Here is a 12,606-nt window from a genome sequence, read left to right as displayed (position 1 = left end):
TGTTGGTATTGATACGACGACTTATACCTTGTCGAGTGATTTTGCGCTCTTGTCAGATCGAAGTATTCAGTGGAAGACAGGAAGCCGACCGCCACCCGTTGGTGAAACGGTTGGTACGCCGGCGGGAACTTACTTTAGAAATGTAATTATTCAAAGTGTGGGAGGTCAAAAGCATGCTCTCACTATCACTAACTCCGGCCCCGCCAGCAAATTGAGCGCCGAGAAACTATCGATTACAAATTCTCGTTTAGTACTTCGTGATGATGTCACATTCAACTTCCAGTCCCCGAGCGGCAGTTATAATGTAATTCTAGATAACAGTGATCTGATCTTTGACTGGACTTCTGCTGAGCCAAGTTTTTACGCGGATGCAAACAATAAGCTGATTTTTGATATTCGCGGCACTAGCCTTATTTAAGGTTTTACTCAGGCCAGTACGGCAGGTTGGGCACTTCAAGGTGATGAAATTAATCTCGCAGAAAACAGCTATTTAACCTTATTGGATTGGAGTACGACGCTGAATGCTTTCGGTAGAGAAGAGTCCTTTACCATCAATGCTGCTAAAGGTAGTACCTTGCATATTCAGCTTCTTGATGCGGGTACTAGCGGGATCGTGCAGTCTAGTCAAAATCGCACTGATGTGAAGTTTCAGATCGACTTGAACGAAGCCGATTTCATTCTCGATAATGCGCCTTTAGATGTCGATACTGTGCTGGCGTCTGGATCGAATCTGGCTCAACCCTGACCAATACTCCAGATTTTACCTTAAGTAATGGTTCTAGATTCGAAATAGAAAACGGAGTAAATGTCGCCGAAGCACAGTTGAGCTTTGAGCAGGGTAGCAATTCCTTGCACAGTGCTGCGATAGGCGCCGCCACTTAAGGGTATGTCATTTAAAGGCAATGCAACAATTACCGCGGATGATGCAGCGGGTTTCACCGGTTTAAATTCTTTTGGTGCACTTCTCGGCCTTGAAGTGACGATTGGTGAAGCAGGAGATGCCGCTAATACGGCTATTGGTTTTGGTGCGAACTCGTATTCGGTCATTGATGACGCGCTTATCAATGGTCATATTGATTTTAACACCCAGAGTTCTTCTACTTTCTTATTTCGTAATAACCCTAAGTTTTCACCAGGTGTTGGCTCCGGAGATATCGGTACGATTCGGTTTAACCTGAATGGTTCTGCTTTAGATAACAGCTTGGTGCCAGTCTTTGGTGATCCGTCATTGCAATTCAATTTGGAAGTTGGTGATGTTAGTAACGACAACGACAAGATCGAATTCAATGGGGGCGCTGTTATAGGCACGCACGATGTCGTGACTGCGCCAAAATCTAGTGCTTATACAGCTGATGACTTGGATGGAAATAGCTATGTGGTTGTCGAAGCCGATGCGGGCCAGGACTCGTCTACTTATACCGCAAGTTTAACTGCAACAATGCCGGCGGCAATTCAAGTTTCCGGAGTAAAGCAAGTGGTGCAACAGATACTTATACTGTTACTTTGACTAAAGATCTTAATAACATCACGACGCACTCCTCTCTGACTACGCGTAATCAGCAAGTCGCAGGGCAAAGTTTAGTGAATCAAGCGCCAACCAATACCGCAGTGAATAGCCAGCTGAATACAGTAACAAATGCACAGCTTGCACAGTTAACCAATGATTCTCATGCCGAGCCTGTTGCCTCGCATTTAACGGTTGGACTTGAGCAGGCTGAGATGATTATTAACAGCGTGTTTATGCGCAATGTTGAATTTGGTTTGTCGGAAGGACAGGAAAGCTTTGCACCTAACTTCTTAGGTGGCGATAGTGCGTCTAATCAGAATGTTTGGGCTGACGTATCTCGTGTCGATGGCAGTATTGATGCAAGCACAAACGAAGCAGGTTTTGAGTACGATCTGACTCAGATGACGCTTGGAGCGAACCTGCTCTCAACGCGTGATAGTTATGCTGGTGTCTACTTTAGTGTGGTCGATCAAACCATCGATGAGCATGACGCTCAGAGCATTAGTTTTTATACTTCGGGCTATCACTTTGGGGCTTACTGGAGTGGTCGGTTTGAGAATCAGATCGAGCTCGATGGTGTTATCGGCTATGGCATGAATGAGACGGACTCGGTTCGTAGTCTAACAACTGCACCGAAAGCTGAGGCGACCTTTGATTCGGATTTTGTCTATGTCGCCTTGCAGGTTGCCAAACCTATTTATAACTCTGAACTTGTGAATATCGCGCCTTTTGCTTCGATTAGTCACGTGAGAGCAAGTCAAAACGCCTATTCTGAGACCGGCGGTGCTGCCTTGGCGATGAGCGTAGACAAAAGCGATGCCGAGTCTTCATTAATGGGTTTGGGTCTGGCATTTGAAAAGTACCTTGATGATCACGAGGGTTTGAGCGCTAATGCAATATTGCGTTATGACCGTGATTTGAGTGCCGATAAAAGTGGCGATCACTCTGTTACTGTCACCTCAGGCGCTACCGGCACTTATACTGGTCAGAATCGCGGCGCGAATACTTGGATTGGCGGTTTGGCCCTTCGTTATCACTTTGCAGAGCAGCATGCCTTGGGAGGAGGGGTAAGCTATAGCAAATTTGATAATGGTGATGAGCACGGTTTTGGTTTGAACTACAGCTATCAATTTTAATTGATGATTGAAAACTGAATTCGAGTTGACATCGTTCTGTTAAACAAGCCATCTTGTGTGATGGCTTAACAATAACAACAGACGAGCTTTCCATGAATTCAACACCAATCCTTACGATTTTCCTTCCTGCTAGTCTCGGCATTATTATGCTTGGGCTGGGTTTGTCCTTAACGATTTCTGACTTTACCCGCATCTTTAAAATGCCAAAGCCGGTGCTAATAGGCTTATTTTGTCAGGCTATTATTTTGCCAATCGCATGCTTTGGTTTGGTCATCGCATTTGCTCTTCCTCCAGAATTGGCGGTTGGGCTAATGTTGCTCGCGGCATCCCCAGGGGGAACCAGTGCTAATTTATTTAGTCATCTTGCGCATGGCGATGTGGCTTTGAATGTGACGCTCACCGCCATTAACTCTGTTCTATGCATTGTTACGCTGCCAATCATTGTGAATTTGAGTTTGTTTTACTTCATGAGCGAGCAAGGTAGTGTCGGCTTACAATTCTCTAAGGTACTTCAGGTTTTTGCGATTGTGTTGATTCCGATCGGCATTGGGATGACGATTCGGCGCTTTAGAAAAGGCTTTGCTGAGGTCATGGAAAAGCCAGTTAAGATTATGTCGGCACTATTCTTAGCCTTGGTTGTTGTGGTTGCCGTGATGGAAAGTTGGGAGCAGTTTACTCAGTACTTTGCGATTGTTGGTGCAGCAGCACTAGCGTTTAATCTGATTAGTTTGGGCGTTGGTTACGGCGTGCCTCGCTTGTTGAAGCTGGAGCTCCGTCAGAGCATTGCGATTGGTATGGAGATTGGTGTTCACAATGGTACTTTGGCGATAGCCATTGCCTTGTCTCCAATGCTTTTGAATAACGGAGTGATGGCCGCGCCAGCTGCTATTTATAGCGTCATTATGTTTGTCACAGCAGCTTTATTTGGCTTGCTGGTAAACAAAATTCACGGAGATCAACTCGGTAATAACACCGCAGCTTAATGATCAAGGTAGATTGCGCCACGCCTGCCAGTAAGGCTTTGGCTCAATTTATGATTGTGGTTCGTTGAAGCGTGCTATCAAGGTTTTTGCTGCGTCGTAAGCAGTGAGTTTCCCTGAAATTACTTGTTCCTGCAGTTGAGGGAGCGATTCTTGAACGGCTTGATGGGTCTCAAAAGCGTGTCGAAGCTGCTCTGTGATGAGCCTGTCCAACCATTTTTCGTTTTGCTGCTGACGCTTTGTTTCGAGGATAGCCTGATTAGAAGAAAAGTAGTCTGTCAGCAAAGCCCATATTTCTGTAATCCCTCTGTTCTCAATCGATGAGCAAGTCAGGGCTTGAGGCTCCCATTCTTCAGAACTTCGCATCAGATGTAAGGCATTCTGGCAATGTTGTTTTGTGCGCTCAGCTTGATGCAGACTATCGCCATCTGCTTTGTTAATGATCAAAGCGTCCGCTAGTTCCATAATGCCACGTTTGATGCCTTGTAATTCGTCGCCTGAATTTGGCTGCATGAGCACCATAAAGAAATCGACCATCGATGCGACTTCATACTCAGATTGGCCAACGCCAACGGTTTCAACGAGAATGACATCAAAGCCTGCGGCTTCACACAAGATCATGCTTTCTCGTGTTTTTTGAGCAACGCCGCCTAAAGCTCCCGCTGAGGGGCTTGGTCGAATAAAGGCGTTATCCGCGCGTGAGAGCTCTTCCATGCGGGTTTTATCACCAAGAATGCTACCACCACGAATAGGTGAGCTCGGATCGACAGCAAGCACTGCAACACGCAGACCTTGTTCAATTAAATAAAGTCCGAAAGCTTCAATAAAGGTCGACTTTCCAACACCGGGTGTGCCGCTAATGCCTATTCTCTTAGCTTTCCCCGAGTAAGGTAAGGCTTGGTTTAACAGTGCTTGTGCTTGTTCTTGATGCGTGGCTTTGGTGCTTTCAATTAGGGTAATAGATTTTGCGAGGCTGCGCCGACGAACTGGATCAGAGGTATTCTGAACGAGTCCGTCTAATAATTTCTTTATCGGCGCAAGAGCAGTCATGAATTAACCTGCATTAGCCTGATTAATAGCGTCAAGAACTTCGCGTGCAGACTGTGGAATCGGCGTCCCTGGCCCAAAAATACCAACCACTCCTGCGTCATACAATACTTGGTAGTCTTGCTTCGGAATCACGCCGCCAGCGACGACTTTGATGTCTTCAGCGCCTTGCTCTTTTAATGCTTGAATTAGCCCTGGAACGAGTGTTTTGTGGCCTGCCGCTTGCGAGCTTACGCCGATTACGTGCACGTCGTTTTCGATGGCTTGTTTTGCGACTTCTTCAGGTGTCGAGAACATGGGGCTTAAATCTATGTCGAAGCCAACATCAGCAAATGCAGTTGCGATCACCTTGGCGCCGCGGTCATGTCCATCTTGGCCCATCTTACAAACGAGCATACGAGGTCGACGACCATGTTGCGCTTCAAACGTTGCGATATCGTCTTTAATCAAATTCCAGTCCTTGTCTTCATCATACGCTGCGCCATATACGCCGCTGATGGTTCGAGCTTGAGCTTGGTAACGACCATATATTTCTTCTAATGCGTCAGAAATTTCACCAACAGTGGCTCGTAAACGAGCAGCTGCGACGCTTAAAGCAAGTAGGTTTCCGTCACCGGTTTTTGCTGCAGATGTGAGGGCATTAAGTGCAGCTTTGACGGCGTCATTGTCACGCTCTGCTTTGATTTTCTCAAGGCCTTTGATTTGTGATTCGCGCACTGCAAGGTTGTCGACCTCTAAAATATCTAGCTCTTCTTCTTCCGCAAGTTGATATTTATTAACGCCTACAATGACATCTTCGCCACGGTCGATGCGTGCTTGCTTTTTAGCTGCGCTTTCTTCTATGCGCATTTTAGGTAGGCCTTGCTCAATCGCTTTAGCCATACCACCGCTTTCTTCAATTTCTTCGATCAGAGCCCATGCTTTATCCGCAATTTGTTGTGTGAGCGACTCCATCATGTAAGAACCACCCCAAGGGTCAGCTACTTGAGTAATGCCTGTCTCTTCTTGAATGATGATCTGGGTGTTGCGGGCAATGCGAGCAGAGAATTCTGTCGGAAGTGCGACCGCTTCATCAAGCGCATTGGTATGAAGAGATTGTGTGCCGCCAAATACTGCAGCCATCGCTTCGATCGTTGTGCGAATCACATTGTTATATGGGTCTTGTTCGGTGAGCGACCAACCAGATGTTTGAGAGTGTGTGCGTAGCATCGATGATTTTGGATTGCTTGGCGAAAACTCTTGCATGATGCGATGCCACAATAAGCGACCTGCTCGTAGCTTAGCTATCTCCATGTAGAAGTTCATGCTAATGCCCCAGAAGAACGATAAGCGTGGCGCAAATTTGTCGACATCAAGACCCGCGTTAATCGCAGTGCGAACATACTCGCGGCCATCGCTCAACGTGTATGCGAGCTCTAAAGCCGCGTCCGCACCAGCTTCTTGAATATGGTAGCCAGAGATAGAGATGCTGTTAAAGCGTGGCATGTTCTCAGAGGTATACCCAATGATATCGCCAATAATTTTCATGGAAGGGCTTGGCGGGTAAATATAGGTATTACGTACCATGAATTCTTTCAGAATGTCATTCTGAATGGTGCCAGCAAGCTGTTCTTGAGAAACGCCTTGTTCTTCCGCAGCAACGATATAGTTAGCAAGCACCGGAAGCACCGCGCCATTCATGGTCATCGAGACCGAAACTTTATCTAAGGGAATGCCATCGAAGAGGATTTTCATATCTTCGACTGAGTCGATGGCGACGCCTGCCTTACCCACGTCACCCGTAACGCGAGGATGGTCTGAGTCATAACCTCGATGCGTAGCTAGATCAAACGCAACCGACACACCTTGTGCGCCAGCGGCTAAGTTTTTGCGATAGAAAGTGTTAGATTCTTCAGCAGTCGAGAAGCCTGCGTATTGACGAATGGTCCAAGGACGACCGGCATACATTGTGGCCATAGGGCCTCGCATGTAGGGCTCCATGCCAGGTAAGGAGTCGATATGCTCAAGACCCTTCGTGTCGTCGGCCGTATAGAGTACTTTTACGGGAACGCCTTCAGGTGACATCCAAGTCATTTCTTCTGGATTCATGCCTTTCATTTGTTTGGTAGCGAGGGCTTCCCACTCGTCGAGTTTGAGCGTTTTCTTTTCAGTCATAATTTAACTCTAGTGCTTAAACTAACTTTGGTTTTCGTCTGATGACGAGTCGGGGTCTTTGTGTCGCCAAAGACCTCGACACCCCAAAGGCGACCCGGATTGCTTCGCAATCGACGGGCTTAATGCGTCGATAAAATTTTCACAACTGGGGTCAGAGTACTTTTGTGCTGACCCCAATTTATTAAAACTACATCGGCTGATTCAATTCAACCAAAACGCCATCGCAGCTTTTAGGGTGAATGAAGATAACTCGGCAGTTGTGTGCACCCAGTGATGGCGCATCTGACAAGAACTCATAACCCTTTGCTTTGAGGCGTTCGATGTCAGAGTCGATGTCATCGCTTCGAAAGCATAGGTGATGCATGCCCCCGCCTTTTTTGTCGATATACTTCTGGATCGGTCCTTGTCCATTCAGTGGGTGCACAAGCTCAATGCTTGTTTTGTCTAAAGGGAAAAATGCCGTGCTAGTCAGGGCGGACTCAACATCTTCTTGGCCTTTGAAATCCAATCCAAAGTCTTCAGCAAAGCGTTGAATTGCTTTCTGTAAATCAGGTACTGCAATAGCTATGTGATCTAAACCAGTAATCATGTTCTCTCTCGTTTGATAATGGGGTCAGAGCGCATTAGCGCTGACCCCAGTTGAACAGTTATTTAGTGTTTTAAATTCTATCCAAGAATACGGAACACGCTTGGGCTTTGATCTGTTTGATCTGCTCATCAGTGAGTGTTTCGATTTTTTCATCTGGCACGATCTTGAAGATTGGTTGCCCTTTCTTGATGATTTCTCCATCGCGTTCGATGAGGCATTTTTCAATAATGCCAGCAAAAGGAGCGTTCACTTTGTTGAACATTTTCATGACCTCAACAATGAATAGCGGTTGTCCTGCTTCGAAGTGCTGGCCCTCTTCAATAAACGCTGGTAACCCCGGTGCTTCACAGGCATAGAACATCCCGCCTGAAGGAGCAAGGATCTCATCACTCTTCGCTTTTGGAGGAGGAACAAGAACCTTCGCCATTGCATCCTGAAGATCGGGATCAGAAAGCGTATCTGGAATATGGATACTTAGGTCGTCATTCACACTCAAATTATAGAACTCAGTGCTGTATGCGACATGCGCGAGCAATAGCATGACGTCGTTGCCGAGCTGATAACCGGCGTGCGCCGCTTTAGTTGCTGACCACTGCTCTTTACCAAGACCTTTTGGAGCTCTTGCGGCCTTGAGTGCTTTATCAAGCTCGACAAAATCATTTGTACCGATGATGTCTTCAACTTGTTTGTAGAAGTCGGTAGCGGCTTGCAGAACTTCGTTGTCATGATCCCAGATCATACGTGCAGCAGGGTTTTCTGGCGTGAAGTCCATATTAAGATAGTGGTAAGTTTCGTCTAAGACGTGAATAGGGTTTCTTTGCCAAGACAGTTTGCCTTTTGCGCTTTGTGTAAAGCTGTCTTTATGGATGCTTAGCCATCCCGAAAGAACGTGAGGGTTGCTAAACAGTTGTTTCACTGCGCGTGTAAGAAGCAGTGCTTTGCGTTCAGCGGTGGCTTGAATGTCTTTTGCCTGCTCTGGTTGCTCGTTCAGAACTTTTTTGATGATCGCTTGGTAGGCCTGATCAACGTCGAGGTCGTTGGCAACCTGTTTCAATTGGCCTACAGCGGTGAGGTAGGGAACAATAAAACGGGTAGTGGGGCGCGCATTGATATTGTTGCCAATAAACCAATTCACTAAGCCGTAATGGAACTCAAGGTTCGTAGATAGATCTTTGCCCTCGAGTTTCGTTACGCGTAAGGTTTCAGCCATTTTCTGATAGCTATCAAGACGTGCATCGCCAACCGTTAGTAGCAACGCAACGTTAGAGTCATATGCGCCAGCTAAGTGGTAGCTCATGAAAACATTAGTATCAGGGTTGTGCCGACTAATACCTTGGTCATCACGAATTTCTCCTTCGAGAGGGTCCGACCAATATTTGATGATGCCCCCAGCATGTGGTGCTAGTGCGTCATTGGTAGCGTTCAAACGTGCTTCGACTGATGCATTGAAACGTGGAACACGTTCTGGTTTTGGAAGGCGTTTGCCATGCGTTGCTAAAAGCACCATCGCTTCGACGAGAGACTTCACGATGAAGCTTTCTTCCTCGTTATCAGGGTTGGTGAAACGCAAGCTATAGCAGAGTTCTGTGACGCGATGTTCTACCTGAATACGCGTGTTCATCTCCATGAAGAAGTGCTTGTCTCGATCAACAATACATTCGAAGGTTGATACGTTATCAAGCCCAACTGCTTCGCCAAAACGTTCGGCTTCTTGTTCCATTGCTTCGAGCGTCAGTATGTCTTGGCTGAGTACTTTCACTTCAGAATCGCGACCATCTTTTACGGCCTGCGCTAATGCATTCTGTAAGTCTTCGGTGGTTACAGAAACTTCGAGAAGCTTTTGCTCATGCATCTGTAAAGAGCAATCGCGGCCGCCTAAGGCTAGCGTCCATTCGCCGTTACCAATTACTTGGATTTCTTGGTGGCGAGTCGTTTCGATATTGAGCTCAATAAGCACGTTTTTGTTATCGCCAACGCCAGTGGCTTTTACTTCGTTCAGTATTTCAAGTACCAGTCCTGGGGCACTTTCTGAAACCGCCTGTAGGCGTTTTTCTTGGCTGCCTTTAAATGAAGAAGGGCTTGGTAGTATGCGCTGACCTTTACCTCCACCGCCGCCAATGGCTTTTAAGCGTATGCGGTTTTCTGGAAACTTTTTACCGATCTCAACGACTTGTTCGGCGATCGTTTGTTGAAGTTCTTCAACAGTATATAGGTCGATGCCTTTTTTGTAGCCTGCTGCAAGTACTAGGTCAGCTTTGTCTTCCATCGACTCAGTTTGCTTGAGCACAGCAACGTCTACATTTAGCGCTTCTTGTTCGCAGAGTGCCAATAGCGCAGCTTCGTCAGGATGTTTTTTCAATAGGGTAATAGCTGTTGCGTTATCAATACCCGGCGTCACGCTAACCCCAACTTTGAGTGCAGTGCGCTTCGCTTCGTCCTTCAAGCCCGCATCGTGTACGGTACGCGAACATGGGCCAATGAACGTGAGGCCTGCGCTTTCCATCGCGGCGACCATAGTTTCGTCTTCGGCCATAAAACCATAACCGGCAAAGATCGCGTTGTAGTCGTTTTCGTGCGCTATTTGAATGATTTGCTGAATACGTGCTTCGCGCTCAGCTTTATCGGCACCGGTATAGTCGGGTACGCGGTGAACGCGAGAAGAATCTTCCAACTGACGTAACTCAGGAGCGAGGGCATTCTGATATACGACGCTGTCTTTCTCGGACAATAAAATACCGAAGACATCAATGCCCATTTCTGTAAATACATCCATGGCTTCTTTTCTGATCGGGCCACGGCAAATGATCAATGGGCGAAGTTTACGGCAATCAAAGCTGCGTACCCATTTTGAGGACGATTTTTTTAGACGTCGATCTTCATGGATAAGTGCATTATTTAAATAATGGTTGGTAGTCGTTGCATTAGTCATGTGTTGAAACCTATTCCAGAGACCGATTAGAAAAATTCGCGCTGAACAGATTGCATAGGTTCAGCATTGTAGTGGCGAAGGTGGAAGCTCATGTTTTCACAGAGTACTTTTCTCAGGTCTTTGGGCATGACAATTTGAGAGATCGATCCAAGGCTCAAGGCTTCGTTTGGATTCATCAATTCTTCTTCGTAGCGTTTCGCCAGAATGGCTTCTTGCTCTGCACCCCATTCGGCACTTTCGTCTCCAGATTTTACGGCTGCGCGGATAGCACGAAGCTTCTTCTTGTAAACGAACTCGACACCGGCTGGCCCCATCACAGCTGCGCGCGTGGATGGCAGAGCAATAACGAAATCTGCACCGGTTGGATAGTTGTTATAAGAGGCATATGCACCACCAAAGGCATTGCGTAGGATCACTAAGAAGCGCGGGGTGCGCAAATCAACAATCGCATCGAGCATCGCGCGACCTGCCTGTACGATACCCATCGACTCTTGTTCGCGCCCAGGTAAGAAGCCTGTGGTGTCTTCCATGAAGATGACTGGAATGTTGTACAGATTACAGAAGCGAATAAAACGTGCGTTTTTATAGGCCGCGGCAATATCTATTTGTCCCGAGGCAACTGCACTGTTGTTCGCGACAAAACCAATCACGTTGCCGTCCATTCTTCCAAGCGCAGTAATGGTATTGCGCGCTCGATCAGGTTGAATCTCAAGGAAGTCGCCGTGATCGCATAATTCTTGAATAATGATGCTGACATCAAGTGGAGTGTTAAAACCGCTTGGGCTGTTAAAGGCCTTCTTCAGCAGGATGTCGATGTCCCACGTCTCACGCTTCACAGCATCAGACGTTGGCTGGTGCGGTGCGAGTTCGCTATTGTTACTCGGGATGTATTTAAGAATTTCTTTTACTTTCTTTAGCGCTGCTACTTCATCTTCAACGACAAAGTCAGTAACCCCTGTTTGGCTGTGAACACCCGGGCCACCCAACTCGTCAGGTGTTACGTCTTCACCCAATACGCTTTTCACAACACCTGGGCCCGTGAGTCCAAAGAAGGTATTTTTCGGTTGAATCATAAAGCTGCCTTGGCGAGGGAGATATGAGCCGCCGCCGGCATTAAATCCGAACATGCACATGATGCTAGGCACCACACCGCTGATTTTTCGCAGCGCGGTGAAGGCTTCGGCATATCCATCCAGACCGCCAACACCTGCAGGAACATAAGCGCCGGCGCTATCGTTTAGGCCAACTAAAGGGATTTTTCGTTTGCCTGCTAATTCGATTAAGCGTGCTAGCTTTTTACCGTTGGTAGCATCCATTGAGCCTGCGCGGATTGTGAAGTCGTGGCCATACAATGCGACGTCGCGACCATCTATTTTGATGATTGCTGTGACTAAAGACGCTCCGTCCAGGTTCGGGCCCCAGTTTTGGAAGAGTATGGTTGGCTCTTCATCAGTGAGTACTGAAATACGTTCCCATATTGTCATTCGCCCTTTGGCGTGCTGGCGGCTGATCGCTTTTACTCCAGCAGCTTTTTTAGGACGTTTGATGAGTTCCCAGCCTTTACGCAAACTGTCCTCATAGGGGCCAGGTTGATAGGTGGTTTGGCCTGGGGTTTTGAACTTCAATTCTTCTGTTTTATCGAAGGGGTTGTCTAAAGAAATAGACGGTATCGTGTCACTCATAAGCCGAAAACTATGTTGGGTTTGCGTTGGTCGCACTGGGCGATGTTCATTTTTATGGCGTGGATAATAAGTTGATGTGACTCGAAAGTGAAACTATGTCTTTTGATTAAAACGGTCGATAATTATAATTAAGTTATTGAATTTTATGGTTTTGATGATTTTTAATGTCGATTCGTAGACATATTAATATTTGATCAATAGACATAAACGATCAGAAAATCTGTGATTGGTCATTTTTGTTTTATCTAATGTGGGCTGCGTGTATCGCGATAATCTTGAGGGTTAAGCCCTGACCATTGTTTAAATGCGCGCGAGAATGCTCGTGACTCGCTAAATCCTAACTGTAATGCGATGTCTGCAATGCTGAAATTCGTGGCTTTGAGTTGTTGTTTCGCAAGTTTGAAGCGAACGTCATTTTTTATGCTCTGAATGGAGCTGCCTTCAGCGCTTAATTTTCGGCGTAAGGTGGGCTCGCTCATGCCCAGTTTTTCTGAAAGCTCTCTGCTATTTAGGAGCGATAAACGGTCTTCTTTGCGTAATTGACGAGGTTCGATGAGTTGTCGTGCTTTCGCCGAAATACTG

Annotated in this window: 11 protein-coding genes; 5 read left to right on the top strand and 6 right to left on the bottom strand. The window is 46.7% G+C overall.

Going from position 1 to position 12,606, the window contains the following annotated elements; translation table 11 throughout:
- The 5 genes from A3762_RS27175 to A3762_RS05950 all read left to right on the top strand — a co-directional run.
- Nucleotides 1-418: hypothetical protein (locus A3762_RS27175; protein WP_197469059.1), on the top strand; the 418-nt coding region annotated here is incomplete at its 5' end.
- An 81-nt stretch (nucleotides 419-499) separates the two neighbouring features.
- Entirely contained in the window at nucleotides 500-745 is a 246-nt protein-coding gene (locus A3762_RS05965) for a hypothetical protein (protein ID WP_068754523.1), read from the top strand.
- A 141-nt stretch (nucleotides 746-886) separates the two neighbouring features.
- The gene (locus A3762_RS05960; RefSeq protein WP_068754522.1) at nucleotides 887-1,507 is read left to right on the top strand and encodes a hypothetical protein; all 621 of its coding nucleotides are present in this window, start codon (nucleotides 887-889) and stop codon (nucleotides 1,505-1,507) included.
- The gene (locus tag A3762_RS05955; RefSeq protein ID WP_068754520.1) at nucleotides 1,504-2,643 is read left to right on the top strand and encodes an autotransporter outer membrane beta-barrel domain-containing protein; all 1,140 of its coding nucleotides are present in this window, start codon (nucleotides 1,504-1,506) and stop codon (nucleotides 2,641-2,643) included. Before A3762_RS05960 ends, A3762_RS05955 begins: the two co-directional genes overlap by 4 nt.
- 92 nt (nucleotides 2,644-2,735) lie before the next feature.
- The gene (locus A3762_RS05950) at nucleotides 2,736-3,626 is read left to right on the top strand and encodes a bile acid:sodium symporter family protein (RefSeq protein ID WP_068474891.1); all 891 of its coding nucleotides are present in this window, start codon (nucleotides 2,736-2,738) and stop codon (nucleotides 3,624-3,626) included.
- Nucleotides 3,627-3,674: 48 nt separating this feature from the next.
- On the opposite strand, the gene meaB is transcribed toward A3762_RS05950, so the two are convergent.
- From meaB to A3762_RS05920, 6 genes are all read right to left on the bottom strand, one after another.
- Entirely contained in the window at nucleotides 3,675-4,673 is a 999-nt protein-coding gene (gene meaB, locus A3762_RS05945) for a methylmalonyl Co-A mutase-associated GTPase MeaB (RefSeq protein WP_082868967.1), read from the bottom strand.
- 3 nt (nucleotides 4,674-4,676) lie between these two features.
- The gene (gene scpA / locus A3762_RS05940) at nucleotides 4,677-6,824 is read right to left on the bottom strand and encodes a methylmalonyl-CoA mutase (RefSeq protein WP_068754518.1); all 2,148 of its coding nucleotides are present in this window, start codon (nucleotides 6,822-6,824) and stop codon (nucleotides 4,677-4,679) included.
- A 187-nt stretch (nucleotides 6,825-7,011) separates the two neighbouring features.
- Complete coding sequence (mce, locus tag A3762_RS05935) at nucleotides 7,012-7,413, bottom strand: methylmalonyl-CoA epimerase (protein ID WP_068474885.1); 402 nt, start codon at nucleotides 7,411-7,413, stop codon at nucleotides 7,012-7,014.
- Between the two features lie 70 nt (nucleotides 7,414-7,483).
- The gene (locus A3762_RS05930; protein ID WP_068754516.1) at nucleotides 7,484-10,342 is read right to left on the bottom strand and encodes a biotin/lipoyl-containing protein; all 2,859 of its coding nucleotides are present in this window, start codon (nucleotides 10,340-10,342) and stop codon (nucleotides 7,484-7,486) included.
- 26 nt (nucleotides 10,343-10,368) lie between these two features.
- Complete coding sequence (locus A3762_RS05925; RefSeq protein WP_068754514.1) at nucleotides 10,369-12,024, bottom strand: acyl-CoA carboxylase subunit beta; 1,656 nt, start codon at nucleotides 12,022-12,024, stop codon at nucleotides 10,369-10,371.
- 245 nt (nucleotides 12,025-12,269) lie between these two features.
- A partial coding sequence (locus A3762_RS05920; RefSeq protein WP_156493278.1) for a helix-turn-helix transcriptional regulator occupies nucleotides 12,270-12,606 on the bottom strand: 337 nt, incomplete at its 5' end.

The organism is Oleiphilus sp. HI0125 (assembly GCF_001635355.1).
Note: the sequence above shows the minus strand (reverse complement) of the source record. Positions and strands in the feature narration are given on the sequence as shown.

Coding starts and splice junctions, on each gene's coding strand:
- scpA (WP_068754518.1), bottom strand. CDS start 6,824: ATGACTGAAAAGAAAACGCTCAAACTCGACGAGTGGGAAGCCCTCGCT.
- A3762_RS05930 (WP_068754516.1), bottom strand. CDS start 10,342: ATGACTAATGCAACGACTACCAACCATTATTTAAATAATGCACTTATC.
- A3762_RS05960 (WP_068754522.1), top strand. CDS start 887: ATGTCATTTAAAGGCAATGCAACAATTACCGCGGATGATGCAGCGGGT.
- meaB (WP_082868967.1), bottom strand. CDS start 4,673: ATGACTGCTCTTGCGCCGATAAAGAAATTATTAGACGGACTCGTTCAG.
- A3762_RS05950 (WP_068474891.1), top strand. CDS start 2,736: ATGAATTCAACACCAATCCTTACGATTTTCCTTCCTGCTAGTCTCGGC.
- mce (WP_068474885.1), bottom strand. CDS start 7,413: ATGATTACTGGTTTAGATCACATAGCTATTGCAGTACCTGATTTACAG.
- A3762_RS05925 (WP_068754514.1), bottom strand. CDS start 12,024: ATGAGTGACACGATACCGTCTATTTCTTTAGACAACCCCTTCGATAAA.